This window comes from Tessaracoccus lacteus, from assembly GCF_029917005.1.
GTDB lineage: Bacteria > Actinomycetota > Actinomycetes > Propionibacteriales > Propionibacteriaceae > Arachnia > Arachnia lactea.
Genome location: NZ_CP123967.1, coordinates 439,370 through 455,423 on the forward strand (window position 1 = coordinate 439,370; position 16,054 = coordinate 455,423).

Annotated in this window: 17 protein-coding genes; 3 read left to right on the forward strand and 14 right to left on the reverse strand. The window is 68.2% G+C overall.

What is annotated here, in order from left to right:
• Positions 1-59: 59 nt before the first annotated feature.
• From QH948_RS01915 to QH948_RS01965, 11 genes are all read right to left on the reverse strand, one after another.
• Positions 60-1,265: an McrC family protein gene (locus tag QH948_RS01915; protein ID WP_281145280.1), complete on the reverse strand. Its 1,206-nt coding sequence runs from the start codon at positions 1,263-1,265 to the stop codon at positions 60-62.
• Positions 1,255-3,501, reverse strand: a complete 2,247-nt coding sequence (locus tag QH948_RS01920) for an McrB family protein (RefSeq protein ID WP_281145281.1) — start codon at positions 3,499-3,501, stop codon at positions 1,255-1,257. The genes QH948_RS01915 and QH948_RS01920 overlap by 11 nt, the downstream gene beginning before the upstream one ends.
• Before the next feature lie 236 nt (positions 3,502-3,737).
• A complete protein-coding gene (locus QH948_RS01925) occupies positions 3,738-4,487 on the reverse strand; it encodes a VIT1/CCC1 transporter family protein (RefSeq protein WP_281145282.1) in 750 nt (249 codons plus the stop codon).
• A complete protein-coding gene (locus QH948_RS01930; RefSeq protein ID WP_281145283.1) occupies positions 4,484-5,146 on the reverse strand; it encodes an HAD family hydrolase in 663 nt (220 codons plus the stop codon). The genes QH948_RS01925 and QH948_RS01930 overlap by 4 nt, the downstream gene beginning before the upstream one ends.
• A 117-nt stretch (positions 5,147-5,263) precedes the next feature.
• Positions 5,264-6,109: a MetQ/NlpA family ABC transporter substrate-binding protein gene (locus QH948_RS01935; protein ID WP_281145284.1), complete on the reverse strand. Its 846-nt coding sequence runs from the start codon at positions 6,107-6,109 to the stop codon at positions 5,264-5,266.
• A gap of 90 nt (positions 6,110-6,199) precedes the next feature.
• Positions 6,200-6,880, reverse strand: a complete 681-nt coding sequence (locus tag QH948_RS01940; protein ID WP_281145285.1) for a methionine ABC transporter permease — start codon at positions 6,878-6,880, stop codon at positions 6,200-6,202.
• A complete protein-coding gene (locus tag QH948_RS01945; RefSeq protein WP_281146227.1) occupies positions 6,877-7,881 on the reverse strand; it encodes a methionine ABC transporter ATP-binding protein in 1,005 nt (334 codons plus the stop codon). Before QH948_RS01945 ends, QH948_RS01940 begins: the two co-directional genes overlap by 4 nt.
• Before the next feature lie 115 nt (positions 7,882-7,996).
• Positions 7,997-8,581: a type II toxin-antitoxin system PemK/MazF family toxin gene (locus QH948_RS01950; protein ID WP_281145286.1), complete on the reverse strand. Its 585-nt coding sequence runs from the start codon at positions 8,579-8,581 to the stop codon at positions 7,997-7,999.
• Positions 8,582-8,678: 97 nt separating this feature from the next.
• Positions 8,679-9,254, reverse strand: coding sequence for a hypothetical protein (locus QH948_RS01955; protein ID WP_281145287.1), 576 nt, complete (start codon positions 9,252-9,254; stop codon positions 8,679-8,681).
• A gap of 211 nt (positions 9,255-9,465) precedes the next feature.
• Entirely contained in the window at positions 9,466-10,443 is a 978-nt protein-coding gene (locus QH948_RS01960) for an ATP-dependent DNA ligase (protein ID WP_281145288.1), read from the reverse strand.
• A 42-nt stretch (positions 10,444-10,485) separates the two neighbouring features.
• A complete protein-coding gene (locus QH948_RS01965; RefSeq protein WP_281145289.1) occupies positions 10,486-11,658 on the reverse strand; it encodes a M20 metallopeptidase family protein in 1,173 nt (390 codons plus the stop codon).
• Between QH948_RS01965 and QH948_RS01970 the strand changes: the two genes are divergently transcribed.
• The 3 genes from QH948_RS01970 to QH948_RS01980 are packed head-to-tail and all read left to right on the forward strand — an operon-like array spanning position 11,657 to position 13,230.
• The gene (locus tag QH948_RS01970) at positions 11,657-11,809 is read left to right on the forward strand and encodes a hypothetical protein (RefSeq protein ID WP_281145290.1); all 153 of its coding nucleotides are present in this window, start codon (positions 11,657-11,659) and stop codon (positions 11,807-11,809) included. The genes QH948_RS01965 and QH948_RS01970 overlap by 2 nt on opposite strands.
• Before the next feature lies 1 nt (position 11,810).
• Positions 11,811-12,032 (forward strand): helix-turn-helix domain-containing protein, encoded by a 222-nt coding sequence (locus QH948_RS01975; protein ID WP_281145291.1) that lies wholly within the window; start codon positions 11,811-11,813, stop codon positions 12,030-12,032.
• A gap of 37 nt (positions 12,033-12,069) precedes the next feature.
• Entirely contained in the window at positions 12,070-13,230 is a 1,161-nt protein-coding gene (locus tag QH948_RS01980) for a pyridoxal phosphate-dependent aminotransferase (protein ID WP_281145292.1), read from the forward strand.
• A 16-nt stretch (positions 13,231-13,246) separates the two neighbouring features.
• Here the strand turns inward: QH948_RS01980 and QH948_RS01985 are convergent, their stop codons facing one another.
• The 3 genes from QH948_RS01985 to QH948_RS01995 all read right to left on the reverse strand — a co-directional run bounded on the left by QH948_RS01985 (position 13,247) and on the right by QH948_RS01995 (position 16,032).
• Complete coding sequence (locus QH948_RS01985) at positions 13,247-14,710, reverse strand: alanine/glycine:cation symporter family protein (RefSeq protein ID WP_281145293.1); 1,464 nt, start codon at positions 14,708-14,710, stop codon at positions 13,247-13,249.
• Positions 14,711-14,803: 93 nt separating this feature from the next.
• Positions 14,804-15,031, reverse strand: coding sequence for a DUF2804 family protein (locus tag QH948_RS01990; protein WP_281145294.1), 228 nt, complete (start codon positions 15,029-15,031; stop codon positions 14,804-14,806).
• Positions 15,022-16,032 carry a magnesium transporter CorA family protein gene (locus tag QH948_RS01995; RefSeq protein ID WP_281145295.1) on the reverse strand — a complete coding sequence of 337 codons (1,011 nt, stop codon included), beginning with the start codon at positions 16,030-16,032 and terminating at the stop codon, positions 15,022-15,024. The genes QH948_RS01990 and QH948_RS01995 overlap by 10 nt, the downstream gene beginning before the upstream one ends.
• Positions 16,033-16,054: the final 22 nt, after the last annotated feature.

Consider the following 16,054-nt stretch of genomic DNA (forward strand, 5'->3'; position numbering starts at 1 on the left):
CAGGAAGTCGCACTACGCGACGGCGTGTGCGCGATTTGCCTTGCCCCGAAGCTCGGCGGCTACTTGAGCTCGCCGGTGAATGCCACGTGACGTTGAGATGGATTGTTGAGAACCATGCGATCAGCCAGCTGCCGGATCGCGGCATCACGCGCGGCCGGTGGCACGTCGATCCGAACCTCGGCGAGCCTGATCGTCACGCCGCCGACCTCGAGACGATCGACCCGAGGAGCCTCGGGATAGATGAGCGTGCATTCGGCGAGCCCGTATCGAGAGGCGTAGGCGAGAGCCTGGTAGACGTCGTTCGGTGAAACGCCGCGCTCGCCGACGCGCTTGTATTTGACGTCGGCCACCGCGGCGGCGTGGCCGCCGGTACTGATGAGGATGTCGGGACGAATCTGCACTTGCCGTTGGGCATCCAGATAATCGCGACGTTGAAGGTCGACCGCCAGGTCAGGGGCGAGGGCCTCTCGTACGGCGTTCCCGACGACATCCTCGAAGACCTTGTTCATGTCGATGAGGAAGGCTGGCGCGTTCGTCGTCGGTTCCCCTTCGAAGTCAAGCGCACCGCACTGCAGGATGATCCGAGCGAGTGTCAAAGCCGGCCGGTACCGGAGATTCAGGCGGGTCCATCTCACCGGGACCGGATTCGGAGACGGCCGCGACGGTGTGACCTCGAGGAGCTGGTACTCGAGACGGCGGAGGCGGTGAAGCAACGACAGGGGGAGACCGGGAAGACGTAGCAGGAGACGCCCGGCCCCGGCGAGCAGCTGGTTCTCGAGGATGTCTGTCGTGTACTCGTCGTAGGTCACTGCGATCGGAAGCGGCAACCCGGGATTGCGAGACAGCTGTCGGCTCAGATCGATGCGGCCACGCACCGCGTAGAGCGATGCTTCCTCAGTGACGTAGCCCTGCAGAATTCCTGATCTCAACGCACGCTCGGCGGTTGCCAGGAAGGCTCCGGCGATTGTCGGCACCAGCTCGTGGGACGCCTCCCAGGTCCCATCGCGATCGTCCCAAGCGACGCGGTCAAGGGAAGCGGACATGAGCTCGACGAGTCGGTGCGGGGGCACTTTCGGGCGCACCCGAAGCTCGAGGTCGTCGACGCGGGCGATGCCGACGTGCTGCTGGGCAGTCAAGGTCCATCTGCCGGGATTCGATGCGTCTGGAGCCACGGTGAAGGCCGCCGAACGTGCGAGCTGCTGGACGACGTCGGGGGACAGATCGAGTCCTCCGACGCTCTCCCACTCGGTGAGGTCAATCCGCATTCGTGGATGGGGCTATCGCGGACCGGATCGAGGCGAGTGAGTAACGCTGGAGGTCTTCACCCGTGCCGTAGAAACGTTCCTCGAGCAGTGGAAGGATCGCGTGCGCCCAGATCCGCTCCAGCCGTCCGCGCTGCATCACCGACTTGGTCATCAAGTAGCTCGGGCCGATTGCCGCATCTGGGTCGCCGAGTCGACGGTTGAGCTCCTCGAGAAGCAGCGCCGGTTCATCTGGCATCCCATGCTGGGAAAGCCATTTCGAAAGCACGTCGCTGACAGGGGCGGCTGACGGTGCCATCTCCAGGAAGTAGAAGCGTCGCCGCATCGCTGCGTCGACCAACGCGATTGAGCGATCGGCGGTGTTCATGGTGCCGATGATGAAGAGGTTCGGGGGAAGGGTGAACTCGATGTCCGAGTACTGCAGGCTGATCGGTCGGTCACGGTACTCGAGCAGAAAGTAGAGCTCGCCGAAGACTTTGGCGAGGTTAGCCCGGTTGATTTCGTCGATGATCAGTACATGGGGAGTTTCCGGTGCGGCGGATGCTGCTTCTGCAATCCGGCGAAGCGGCCCTGGTTTGATCTGGAACTCGACACGACCGCCCGCGCTCGGCGCGGGTCTGTAGCCCTCGAAGAAGTCCTCGTACGTGTAGGAGGGGTGGAACTGCACGAGTTCGGATGCACCGCCACTTCCGGCCGCAAAGTGATCCGCCAATGCCTGGGCAAGAAACGTCTTGCCGGTGCCCGGGGGACCATAGAAGACGAGTTGCTTCTTCTCCTCGAGGAGTTCGATGACTTCGTTGAGCCACGACTGTGGCATGAGGAGATCCAGCTCGAGCTGAGGTGTTGCCCGAGGCAGCTCAAGCTCGCGAACCGTTGGTGGCGTCGTAGGTTCGTCCCAAGTGTGTCCGGCGACCCAGCGTTCGAGTTCGTCGATCTCGGCGGTGATGAGACTGACTGTCAGCAGCGTCTTCATCTTCGACAGCAGCGTCGATGCGATTGCTCGCCGTCGGATGGGACGACCCGCATTGAGCCATTCGACCGAGCGGACGGTCTCGATCCGCGTACGAGCGGCTCGATCTCGCGGCCCTGAGTCGACGACGCCGAGGTACACGTCGGAGCCGTTCACGGTAACGACGTAGTCGCCGACCTCGATCTTGTTGACGAAACGCCAGACTTGCCCGAGCTCGTTGTTGTAGCTCCCAGTCGTCGTGTCGACCCCGGCTTCCTCTGACAGCGCGCGGAGCTCTTCCCGGCTCAGCCCGGGTGTGAGTGGAAATGGGAACGATCCGACGAAGTCGATCGAACACACGCCGCTTTCAAGCCACCCAGGGACTTTCGCGCCACCGGCTCCGCGGATGAACCATGCTCCGCGGGCAATGGTCTCAGGGTCTTCAGGGCTCACCGGTGGCGACACGGTTGGCGTTTCTGCAGGAGGTGCAGGCTGCTCTGCCGGCTGCCAGAGGGGGCGAACGCCTGGACTGTAGAAGGAGAAGTCGTTGCCGTGCTCGCCTGTGAGCCGAGCCCGGACGTTCGCGATGGTCTCGTCGTCGTTCTCGCCTATCTCGCCGGGGTCGGCGAGGGTCGTGAGATCGTGCTTGTGGTACTGACTGACGATGTCCTCGAATGCGTCGGGGTGCACGAGGTGCAACAGCGCGTGTCGCTGTGTCTGATCGGCAACACCGTCGAGCGCGAAGACCATCTCGCGGAACGCAGCAGGGTCAGCAAGCCACCGGGTACGTTCGGCCGGAGTCGCTGAGGTCCATCGAGCAGCGAAGCGAACGAGCAACCAGAGTTGGTTTGGTCTACGGGTGAAGAACGATGTGCCTGGCGCAGCAATGCCGGCGTGCAGTGCTTCATCGAAGATCCCGCTCGGCCCGGTCGCGTTGCCCATCCCGGCGATCTGATCAAGCAACTTCCGCTTGGACGCGTAGCCCTGCTTGTCGGGTGCAGCGATGACGAAGTGCAGCCACGCCAGCTCCTCGAAGAGTTGGCCGGCTGCACGGGAGACTCCGCTGAGTTGACCTTCAAGCTTCTCAAGAAAGGACCGATCGCCCTCGTCGGGGCTCTCTACGAAGTGCCGCATGAGGTCGGCGGAGGCTTGGGCGGTCCACACGCCTTCGGCATCAGGGTCGTCGTTGCGGAGGAAACTCGAGCGGAGGCCCCGCAATGAGCGCTCGCGAAAGACGTCGAGCGCCTCGTAGACGAGCATCACGGATTTGCCATGGAGGCGGGTTTTCATCGTGCATCCTCTCCCATGCGACGGTTCCGCTCACTGGGGCCCTGACCCTCGATCGTGGACACGGTCTCGGTGCGGTTGTGCCGCTTCCGTGAGGGTAGCGGACGTGGTTGCCGCGTAGGCGGCTTCATAGGTGTTCAGGCGCATGTGCAAGATCGCGTCGGCCAGCGACCCCGGTCCCTGAACACCTCGACAAGCTCAGCACAGGCTTGTCGAAGGGGCAGCAGCGGGCCAGGGGATCAGGAGCCCAGCAGGGCTCCGATGCCGTAGGTGGCCGCAAGCGCCAGGGCGCCGCCGACGACGGTGCGGGCGACGGCCCGCGGCCACGGCGCGCCGCCGATCCACGCGGCGACCGCCCCCGTCGCCGCCAGCGCGACCAGCACCGACACGAACGTCACCGGGATCCGTAGCGCGTCGGGCGGCAGCAGGATCGCCAGCATGGGTAGCACGGCCCCGAGTGTGAACGCGACCAACGATGCAGCCGCCGCCCGCCACGGGCTGACGACGTCGTCGGCGTTGATGTGGAGCTCTGCGTCAAGGTGCGCAGCCAGCGCGTCGTGGGCCGTCAGCTCGTCCGCGACCCTCCGCGCGGTCTCCGGCGACAGGCCCTTCTGCTCGTAGAGGTCGGCCAGCTCTGCCAACTCCTCGCGGGGCATCGTCCGTAGCTCCTCGCGTTCCTTGGCGATCAGCGCCCGCTCGGTGTCGCGCTGGCTGCTGACCGAGACGTACTCGCCCAGCGCCATGGAGATCGCACCGCCGATCAGCGCCGCCATGCCGGCAAGCAGCACGGTCGCAGAGTCGGTGGTCGCCGCCGCGACGCCGACGACGACCGCAGCCACCGACACGATCCCGTCGTTGGCGCCCAGCACACCGGCCCGCAGCCAGTTCAGCCGCTGAGCCAGGCCCTCGCGATGCGGCTCTTCGTGTGGGGGAATCGGCGCCGCGTCCCCGGGCGACGGTGCGGCGCGACCGGCGTCGGGGGAGGTCATGCGTCGGCGGAGAGGACGACGGGGGCGACGGCCGAGGCGTCCGCGACGACCAGCTCTGCGCCGGCGGCGAGCAGTTCCTCCGCTGAGCTGGCTCCGGTGGTCACGCCGAGCGGACGCATGCCAGCGGCCCGGGCCATCACAACGTCCGAGACGGCGTCGCCGACGTACCACGTGGCGCGGGGATCGATGCCCAGCTGCTCCGCCGCCAGCAGAGCGGAGTCGGGGGCGGGCTTGCCGTGGGTCACGAGGTCGGTGCCGACGACGATGTCGACGAGGTCGGCGATGCCGATGGCCTGCAGGAGGTGCTCAGCCCCGTCGGTGGTCTTCGCCGTGACGACACCGACGCTGAGCCCGGCCTCGCGCAGGGAGTCGAGGAGCGCCCGCGCGCCCGGGAGGAGCAGCGTGACGCCGTGCTCGTCGACGACGCTGCGCCACGTCTCGCGGTAGGCGGCCACCATCTCGGGGATCTGGGGGTCGTCGTGCTGCAACCCGCTGAGCTCCACCAAGGCCACTTCGAGCGGCCGGCCGACGTAGGGGACCACAGCCTCGGGCACCACCAGCGTGCCGAAGCTGGTGACCGTGAGCGCGATGTGGTGCGCGATCACCGGAACGGTGTCCGCGAGAGTGCCGTCAAGGTCGAAGAGAACAGCGCGCGCCACATCTGCACCGTACCAGTGCGAGCGGCCCTGCGGGTCGGGGGAAGCGAGAGGGGCCGCCACGCTCTCGCGCGACGGCCCCTCCGATCCGGATGCCCCTGAGGGCTCAGCGGTGGGTGATCAGCCGGGGATCACGTCACCCGCGGGCCACTCGGACTTGATGAACTCGGCCACCTCATCGGAGTGCAGCAGCTCGTCGAGCTTCGCGATGGCGGCGTTCCCGTCGTCCTCGGTGCGCCAAACGAGCACGTTGGCGTACGGGTTGTTCTCGACGGACTCGACCGCGATGGCGTCCTCGGCCTTCAGGCCGGCGTTCAGGATGAAGTTGCCGTTGATGAGAGCCGCGGCGACCTTCGGGTCATCCAGCTGCTTCACGACGACCTCAGGCTGAGACTCCTCGAAGGCCAGACCCTTGGGGTTCTGCTCGTCGCTCAGGGTCAGGACGGTGGTGTCCTCGGTGATGCCGGCCAGCAGGCCGTTGTCTTCGAGGAGCTTCAGGCCGCGGTACTGGTTCGACGGGTCGTTAGTGATGGCGATGGTGCCGCCGTCGGGGATCGCGTCGACCGAGTCGTACTGGTTCGAGAACAGCGCGAACGGCTCGATGTGGATGCCGGTTCCGTGCGAGAACTCGTAGCCCTTCTCGGCGATCTGGCTCTCGAGGTACGGGACGTGCTGGAAGTAGTTCGCGTCGAGTTCGCCGGAGGCGAGCGCCTCGTTCGGCAGGACGTAGTCGTCGAACTCCTGGATCTCGATCTCGAGACCGGCGTCGGTCGCGAGGTTGTCGCGGACGTACTCGAGGATCTTGGCGTGCGGGACAGGGCTGGCGCCGACGACGAGCTTCGTCGGGCTGGCCGGGTCCAGAGTTGCGGGGGCGCTGGACGTGTCGGTCGTCGTCGACGAACCGCACGCGGACAGGGCGAGGGTGGCTGCCAACGAGGCAGCGACTACGGTGAGAATCTTTCGCATGAGGAGTACTCCTTGCTCTGGGCCGACAACAAGTCGGCCATCTTCTGTGGCCTGGTGGCCGTTTCCCGGTACGTGGGAAGTCTGTGGGGATCAGCGGTGGTCGATGGCCTTGCCGATCCTGTCCCCGATCCACTGGACCAGTTGGACGATGATGACCAGCAGGATCACCGTGATGACCATCACGTCGAACTGGTAACGCTGGAAGCCGTAGTTGTAGGCGAGGCGCCCGAGCCCGCCGCCGCCGATCAGGCCCGCCATGGCGGAGTAGCCGATCAGCACGACGACGGTGGTGGTCACTGCGGCGACCAGCGCCGGCATGGCCTCGGGGATCAGCACCTTGGTGACCGACTGCAGCTTCGTCGAGCCCATCGCGTGCGCCGCGTCGAGCTTGCCGGGGTGCACTTCACGCAGGGCGGACTCGACGAGACGGGCGAAGAACGGAATCGCGCCGATCGCCAGAGACACCGACGCCGCGATCGGGCCGAGCGATGTCCCCACGAGCACGCGCGTGACGGGGATCAACGCCAGCATCAGAATGGCGTAGGGGATCGAGCGGGTGATGTTGACGATGACGCTGGAGAGGATGACGTTGACCGGACGGTTCTCGCTCATCCCGCCCTTCTGCGTGACGAACAGCACGACGCCGAGTGGCAGTCCGATGATGACGGTCGCGAGCGACGAGATGCCCACCATGATGAGCGTCTCCCACAGCGCGGGGAGGAGGGCCTTCTGGATGGCCGGGTTGCTGAGCCAGGTGTCGAGGAGGATCACGCCGCAGCCTCCTCGGTCAGCTCGCTGGTGAGTCGCGCGTCGGCGCCGAGCCTGCGCAGCTCGGCGATGGCGGCCTGCGGGTCCGCTTCCGGCGGGACGAGGAGGCGCAGGTGCGAGAAGGTGGTGCCGGCGAGGTGCTCGACGCTGCCGGCAATGATCGCGATCTCGGCGCCGATCGCCCGAGATGCCATTGCGACGACGGGCTGGTTCGCACGCTCGCCGGCGGACAGGACGTCGACGAGCGTGCCGCGCGAGTCGTCGATCGACTCGTGCGGCGGGATGCCGAGCAGTGCCTTGCTGAGGCGACCGTCGAGGCGGTTGACGACCTCGGTCAGCGGCCCGGACTCGAGCACCCGGCCCCCGTCGAGCAGGGAGACGGAGTCACAGATCTTCTTGACGACGTGCATCTCATGGGTGATGACAAGGACGACGAGGTCGGAGCGGTGGTTGCGCAGTTGCACGATGAGGTCGAGGATCTCGTCGGTGGTGCGCGGGTCGAGCGCCGAGGTGGGCTCGTCGAACAGGAGCACATCAGGGTCGGTCGCGAGTGCCCGGGCGATGCCGACGCGCTGCCGCATGCCTCCGGACAGCTGAGCGGGGTACGCCTTGCCCGAGTCCCCGAGGCCGACGAGACGGAGCAGTTCCGCGACCTTCGCCTCGCGGTCCGTAGGCGGCACGCCGGTGATCTCGAGGGGGTATCCGACGTTGTCGGCGATCGTGCGCGAATCAAACAGGTTGGCCTGCTGGAAGACGAGCCCGATCCGGCGACGCGCGGTGCGCAGCGCGTCGGAGCGGGCAGCGGTCAGGTCGACGCCGTTGATCTCGACGGTGCCCGACGTCGGGCGGTCGAGCAGGGTGAGGCAGCGCACCAGGGTCGACTTGCCGGCGCCCGAGTGGCCGATGATGCCGTGGATGGAACCGGACGGGACGCTCAGCGACACGCCGTCGAGGGCGCGCACCTCCCGCTTGCCCTGGAAATAGACCTTCGTGAGGTCCTTCACAGTGATCAACCCGACTCCTTCAACCGTATGGTGAGATATTCAAGCAGCCGATCGGCATGCCGGAACAATCGCGGTCACGTAGTTCCGCATGCTGTTCACCACTGGCGGAGCGGTCTCAGTAATGCCGGCGCACCTCCGCAGCGACCGTCTCGAACGTCGAGCGGTCCAGGACGGCGCCGATGCGGCGTACCGCGTCGGGGTCGATGCGGATAATCCGGTTGACCCTGGCCTCGCTGGAGCGGCGCTGCGGGTCCCACGCCCCGGTGCCGATGTCGACCCAGAATCGGCCGGCTTCGGCCTCCTGGTCCGCGTCGCGGTCGTGGTCATGGCTGGTCACCTGGAGGGCGAGCAGCCAGCCGCCGTCGCGCCCGATGATCAGCGCCGGCCGGTCCTTGCCTTGTGTGGGGTCCTCCTCGTAGGGGACCCAGGTCCACACGATCTCGCCCGGGTCTGGCTCCCCATCGTGTCGGGGGCTGTAGACGATCTCCGGTAGCCGGTCGTAGTCGCCGGGGTAGTTGGCGCCGTCGCCTGAGGGTCGGGCGGCTGAGCGGGCGCCGTCGGCCCGAGGCTTTGTGGGCCGGGGGCCGCCGCGTCGCGCGGCGTTGCGCGAACTGGGGCGGGTCGCGTTGTTGAGTGCGGTGTTCGCGACGTCGCGCAGCACGCGCAGGACGCCGTCGAGGAAAGCGCTGGAGCTGGCCATGTCGGCAGCCTAGTGCCGACGCCGCCGGCGACCTGCGGAAGTAGATCGTGGTTTCCGTCGGCCGGCCGACGGAAACCACGATCAACCTCGTCCGAGATCAGCGGAAGCGGGGCAAGCGGCCGTAGAAGACACGCTCGGGGCGTCGGTAGAGCTCGGGTCGTTCGGCGCGGACGCGGTCCTGGTCGTGGAAGTACCGCGCCACCGGCGGGAGGAACAGCAGCGCGGCGCCGAGGACCGTCAGCGCGAGGGCCGGGACGACCCACGTGCTGGTGATCGCGAGGTATCCGCCGACGAGTCCGACGGCGACGAGCCCAGCCCAGCGGGACCAGCGCCAGCCGTTCCAGGCCTGGAAGCCCGCGACGCCCGCGGCTCCCGCGGCCAGCACCGTCGCCGCGGCCAGGGCTGCCTCGAGCGTGAGCGAGAGCCACTTGCCCGGATCGGGCTCGATCCAGGCGATCAGCCGGGCGGACGTGGGGTACGAAGACGGGTGGACGGCGAGCCACCAGTGATGGGCGTAGGCGACGGCGGTGGCGGCGACGGCGAGCTGGAGCAGGATCGCGGCGACGAGCAGCACCGCAGGGCGGCGGGGCTCGCCCGTGCGAGGGCTGCGCACGACCTCGTTGTGCAGCTCCTCGATCGGAGGCAGCGTGGCGATCTGCTTGTCGTCGGTCACGCCCACCAGAGTAGTGCCCTCGCTGCGAAGGTGGCTCGGTGTGTCGGGGCGCTGTCGGGTGAGGCGACTCGAGAGGGGGTGGCGGGTTGGACCTCTCGCTTCGCTTCGAGGCACCTCGACAGGCTTGTGCTGAACTTGTCGAAGTGCTCGGCGACCCGGCTCCCTGAGCTTGTCGAAGGGCCCTGAGCGGAGCGAAGGGGTCTTTCCCCGTTCAGACCACCGGTGCCGTGGAGGCCTCCACCGGGCTGACGTCGGGGCGGAGCTTACGCAGCACCGGCTGGCGCAGGGCGCCGCCCTTCGACGTCGACAGGTAGCGGATCTGCACGCACACCATGGGTTCGACCCAGTGCGTGCGTCGGACCTCGGGCCCCTCTGGGAGCGGCTGGAACGGGGCGGTGTCGCGGGCGAGGCCGCGCAGCACCGTCATGAGCGCGTCCCGTTCCTTCGACTTCAGCCCCGAGCCCACCCGCGCAAGCGGGTAGAGGACGGGGTCGGCATCGAAGGTCGCCTCATCGGTCGCGTGTCCGACCCACAGGGCGCCGAGCACGTTGTCGGTGCCGGCCTGCGGGACCCAGCCGCCGATCACCGCGACGACCTCCCTGCGGTGGGGCGTCTTCACCCAGTCGGGGCTGCGGTGACCCGGCTGGTAGCGGGAGCCCCGGCGCTTGCTCATGACCCCCTCCATGCCCGCGTCGGCCGTGAATTGCGTGATGGCCTCGGCGTCGTCGAACACGTCGGACAGGTGCCAGCACGGACGGTCGAGGTCGACGAGGGCCAGCCGCCGACGGCGCTCCTCAAGTGGCAGCCCGGTGAGATCGGCCCCGCCCTCACGCAGCAGGTCGAACACCACGAGCAGTGCGGGCCGCTCCGCGGCGAGCTTCGCGGCCTTCTTCGCGTTGCTCACGTGGATCCGCGGCGCGATGGCCTGCAGCGTCGGGATCCCTGTCGTCGGATCGAGGGCGGTGATCTCGCAGTCGAACAGCAGGCCGTCGGGCAGCCCGACGGCGCCGGCGACGATCTCCGGGTAGGCGACCGTCACGTCGGCCTGGTTGCGGTTGTAGATCCTCAGGCCGCCGTCGACGGTCTCGGCCAGGGCACGGACGCCGTCCCACTTCACCTCGTGGACCCACTCGTCGCCCGACGGGGGAACCCCGGGCGTCGCGGTGGGTGTCGCCAGCATGGGTCGCATGGATGCCATTGTGTCGCGGTCGAGCCGGTTGCGGGAGGGGTATCAGGCCAGGTGACGCAGCGCCAGCTCGGTCAGGAGCCGGGCGCCGTCCGGCACGACGGAGTCGTCGAAGCGGGCATAGGCCGAGTGGTTGAACGGGGCGGTGGCCGGGTCGAGTTCCGGAGGGCAGGCGGACAGACCGATGAAGCAGCCGGGGGCAGTCTCCAGCAGGCGTGAGAAGTCCTCCGCCGCGGGCAGTGCGTGCTGCCAGCGCAGGTGGCGGTCCTCGCCGAAGAGCTCCCCGACGAGGCCCGCGACCAGGTCGGCCTGATCGTCGTCGTTGACCGTGACCGGGTACTGCTCGATCAGCTCGAACTCCGCCTGCACGCCGTGGATGGCGGCGACCGAGTCGGCGACCTGAGGGATCATGTCCACTGCGCGGTCGCGGGCCTCGCGGGAGAAGGCCCGCACGGTCGCGGCGAGGCGCCCTTCCTCGGGGATGACGGTGGCCATGGTGCCTGCCTGCAGAAGGCCCACGGTGATGACGACCGGGTCCTGCACGACGTCGTACTGGCGCGTGACAACGGTCTGGAGCGCCGTGGTGAGTTCGGCGAGGGCCGGAACGGGGTCGGCGGCGCGGTGCGGCGACGAGCCGTGGCCGCCGCGCCCGATCATCCGCACGCGCACCTCGTCCGAGCTGGCCATGACCGTGCCCTGCTTGGTCGAGAAGGTGCCGCACGGGTCGAGCGACGACCAGACGTGGATGCCGTAGACGCGATCGGGGCGCGACCCGGCCACGTCGAGGAGGCCCTCCTCCAGCATGTAGCGGCAGCCGTCCGCGCCCTCCTCTCCGGGCTGGAACATGAAGATGACGTCGCCGGCCAGCTCGTCGCGCCGGGCACACAGGTCGTGCGCTGCGCCGACCAGCATCGACATGTGCAGGTCGTGCCCGCAGCCGTGCATCGCGCCGTTGGTAGATGCGTATTCGAGCCCGGTGAGTTCCTCGACGGGCAGGGCATCCATGTCCTCGCGCAGCAGCACGACGGGACGCTTGCCCTCGGTGGGGCGACCGCCGCGCAGCACGCCTACGACCGACGTCACGCTCCTGCCCAGCGTGATCTCCAGCGGCAGCCCGTCGAGGGCCTGCAGGATGCGCTCCTGAGTCCGGGGCAGCTGCAGCCCGACCTCGGGGATCTGGTGGAGTTCACGGCGCAGGGCGATCAGGTCGATGGTCATGACAGATGTCTACCGCATCCGACAAGCCGACGGGGCCACGTTGACCAGCACGCAGTTTCTGCTCTTCGCCTTCGGCGTGATGATGGCGCTGGTCGCCGCGATCCTCGAACGCGGCGTCAAGCTCGAGGAAGACGTCGAGGGGCTGGTCTGACATGCCGGCCGACGACGACCACAAGGTGGTATGTCACCTCGATCGGCTCCTGGATGAGCGCGGCATGACCCTGGCCGCGCTCGCGGAGACGATCGGCGTCACGCCCGTGAACCTGTCCGTCCTGAAGAACCAGCGTGCCAGGGCCGTGCGCTTCAGCACCCTGACAGCGCTGTGCGACACGCTGGGCTGCCAGCCCGGCGACCTGTTCACCGTCGCCCGCTGACCCGGCGCGTCGGGCGCGGCTGCCTAGAATCGCCCGCATGACGACGCACGGCACCGTGGCACGGCTGAGGCCCTTCGGTGGCACGATCTTCGCCGAGATGTCCGAACTCGCCGTCCGCCACGGCGCGGTCAACCTCGGCCAGGGGTTCCCCGACTGGGACGGGCCGCCGCGGATGCTGGAGGTCGCCCGCGGGCAGATCGCGGCCGGGAACAACCAGTACCCGCCAGGACGCGGCATGCCCGGCCTCCGCGCCGCCATCGCCGACGACCGGGCCGCGCGGTACGGCTCGGTCCTCGACCCTGCGACCGAGGTGCTCGTCACCGTCGGTGCCACTGAGGCGATCGCCGCCGCGGTCCTCGGCCTGGTCGAGCCCGGCCGCGAGGTCATCCTGATCGAGCCGTACTACGACTCCTACGCCGCCGCCGTCGCGTTGGCCGGCGCCCGCCGCGTCGCCGTGCCCCTCGTCCGCGACGGCCGGGGTTTCGCGCTCGACGTCGACGCCCTGCGTGCCGCGGTCACGCGCGACACGGCGATGATCGTCGTCAACACGCCACACAACCCCACCGGGACCATGCTCACAGCCGACGAGTTGGGCGCCGTCGCGGAGATTGCATGCGAACACGACCTGATCGTCCTGTCCGACGAGGTCTACGAGCACCTCACCTTCGATGCCGGCCACGTCCCCGTCGCGTCCCTGCCCGGCATGCGAGAGCGGACCATCACGGTCTCGAGCGCCGCCAAGGCGTTCAATGTGACGGGGTGGAAGATCGGCTGGGCGCTGGCCCCCGCACCGCTGATCGACGGGGTGCTCGCCGCCAAACAGTTCCTCACCTTCGTCGGCGGCGCTCCCTTCCAGCCCGCCGTCGAACACGCCCTGCGCCACGAGCAGGCGTGGGTCGAGGGGCTACGACGCGACCTGCTCGGTAAGCGCGACCGGCTGTCGGCTGCGCTCCGGAACGCCGGATTCGACACCCTCACCAGTGCCGGCACCTACTACGTGTGCGTCGACCTCGGCGACGGCGTCGACGGCCTCGACTTCTGCCGACGGCTCCCGGCTGAGCGGGGTGTGGCCGGCGTGCCGGTCTCCGTGTTCACCGACCACCCCGGACCATGGCGAGGCATCGTGCGCTTCGCCTTCTGCAAGCGGGACGAGGTGCTCGACGAAGGCGTTCGGCGGCTCCTGGCTGCGAACAGCTGACGTCGGTCCCGGGCCCTCAGGCGGTTGTCTCGGCCTCGCTGGCCCGCCACTCGTCCCAGCCCGGCTCACCCTCCATGAACGCCTCGACCTCGGCCTGGCTCGCCGTGAGCTGGGGGTCGTGCTTGAGGTAGGCCCGGGTCTCGCGTGCGACCAGCCCGGACAGGATGAGCAGGCCGATCAGGTTCGGCAGGGCCATGAGGCCGTTGGCGATGTCAGAGAAGGCCCACACGGCGTCCAACGCGGTGGTGCAGCCGAAGTAGGTGATGATCGAGAACACCACCCGGAAGGGGAGCACCGCGCGGTGGCCGAGCAGCCGCTCGACGTTGCGTTCGCCGTAGTAGGCCCAGCCCAGGATGGTTGAGAAGGCGAACATCACCAGGGCGATCGTCACGACGATGTGCCCCCACTGCCCCGGCAGACCGTGTGAGAAGGCTTCACCCGTCATCACGGACGCCGAGATCTGGGCGCCGGACTCGTCCACGGCGGACCAGGCGCCGGTCGTCACGATCACGAGGCCGGTCATCGTGACCACGATGATGGTGTCGATGAAGGTCTGGGTCATGGACACCAGACCCTGCCGGACCGGGTGGCTCGTCCGTGCCGCCGCCGCCGCGATGGCCGCCGAGCCCATGCCGGACTCGTTGGAGAAGATGCCGCGTGCCACGCCGAACTGCACGGCGATGATCAGCACGGAGCCGACGAAGCCGCCGGTGGCCGCCGAACCGGTGAAGGCGTCGTGGAAGATCTGGGCGAGGGCGGCGGGCACCGACCCGATGTTGGCGATCAGGATCACGATCGCCCCGACGACGTAGAAGACGATCATGATCGGCACGAAGCCCGCCGTGACCTTGCCGATGGACTTGATGCCGCCCACGAGGACCAACAGAGTGACGGCGGCGATCACGAGCCCGGTTGCCCAGGTGGGGATGGCGAAGCTGTGGCTCAGGTTCGCCGCGACCGAGTTGGCCTGGGTCAGGTTGCCGATGCCGAAGCAGGCGACGATCGTGAAGATGGTGAACGACCAGGCGAGCACCTTGCCCAGCGGGCCGCGGATCCCGCGCTCCAGGTAGTACTGGGGCCCGCCGTTGCGCTCGCCCACCTCGTCGGTGGTGCGGTACCGCACGGCCAGGAATGCCTCGGTGTACTTCGACGCCATGCCGAGCAGGCCGGTCACCCACATCCAGAACAGGGCGCCGGGACCACCGATGCCGATGGCCGTGGCGACGCCGACAATGTTGCCGGTGCCGACGGTCGCGGCCAGTGCGGTGGTCAGCGCCTGGAACTGCGAGATGTCACCCTCGGAGCCGTCGTCGCTGCGCTTCCACAGCCCCAGACGCAGCGCGGCGCCGAGGCGTCGGAACTGGATGCCGCCCAGGCGGACGGTCAGGTAGAGCCCCGTGCCGAGCAGCAGGGGAATCAGGAGAAACGGTCCCCACACGATGCCGCTCAGGGCATTGAGAAAGTCGGTCAGCTGGTCCATCGCGGGGGTCCTTGCGGGTGTTGGGAGCGGGGGAACCCGTCGAGCCTAGTGGCAGGGCAGCGCCGTCGCGGATGGATCCACCAGACGGTCCGATCACCAGAGCTGGTGCGTCTCCTCCGCGAAACCCACAAGGGCGTCGAAGGCGACGACCACGCTGCCGTGCGTCCAGGTGCCGGACCACGTCCCGAACACCTGGGTCGTGCTCGAGGCGAGGATGCCGACGTTGGCGCGCGCCCAGCCGTGCGCCTCCCGGTTGAACCGCCCGTGGGCGTCGGTCAGCGACACGGGATACGTGAGTTCGCGCTCGCGCATCAGAGCCAACCGCGCTTCTTGAACGACCAGTAGAGCACCACGCTCACCAGACCGATCGAGATCACCGACGCCCACACGCCCCAGTCCTGGCCGAAGCCGAGGTAGGGGAGGTTCTGCCCGAACCATCCGGTGATGGCCGTCGGGACGGCGATGATGGCGGCCCACGCGGCGAGCTGGCGCATCACGATGTTCAGCCGGGTGTCCTGCAGGGACATGTTGGTCTCGAAGATCGTCGTGACGAGGTCGCGGAGCGAGTCGGCCCATTCCGCCGCGCGCAGGGAGTGGTCGTAGAGGTCATCGAACCAGGGATCGAGTGACGGGTCCCCGTCGGTCTCGCGGCGGTGCCGCATGATCGAGGCGACCACCTCGCGCATCGGGACCACGGCTCGGCGCAGCCTGACGAGCGACTTCCGGAGGCGGTAGATGCGTCGCTGCAGGCCGCGCGTCGTGCCGGCGTGCTGTTCGAGGACCTCGTCCTCCAGCTCCTCGATCTCGTCGTCGAGGCTCTGGGTGCGGTGGAAGTAGCCGTCGACGATGTAGTCGAGCATGCCGTGGACCAGCATTTGGGAGCCGTGCCGGCCCAGGTTGCCCGTTTCGTTCCAGCGGTCGATGATCTCGTCGAATCCGAAGCGGTCGTCGTACCAGACCGAGACCATCCCCCTCGGGAACACGAACGACGAGACCTTCGCCAGCGCGAGCTCCTCGTCCTGCTCCACGTTGTCGGCGACGGGCGGCTGCTCCACCGCCGCGTACACGGTCACGAAGGAGTAGGTGCCGTAGCGCACGGCCTTGGGGCGCTCTACGTGGTTGAGCGCGTCCTCGATGGCGGCGGGTTCGAGCCCGAGTTCACCGCCGAGCTGCTCGAAGATCTGGGCGTTCGGGTTGCGGATGCCCACCCAGATCAGCGACGACTCGTCGGCGAGGTGGTCGGAGATCGTGGCGAAGGGCACGTCGCGCGCGGCCACGGCGTCGCCCTTCCAGACGACAGAGTGGATCTCGCTGTTCTTCACGGGCCCATTCTTGTCCCGTAGG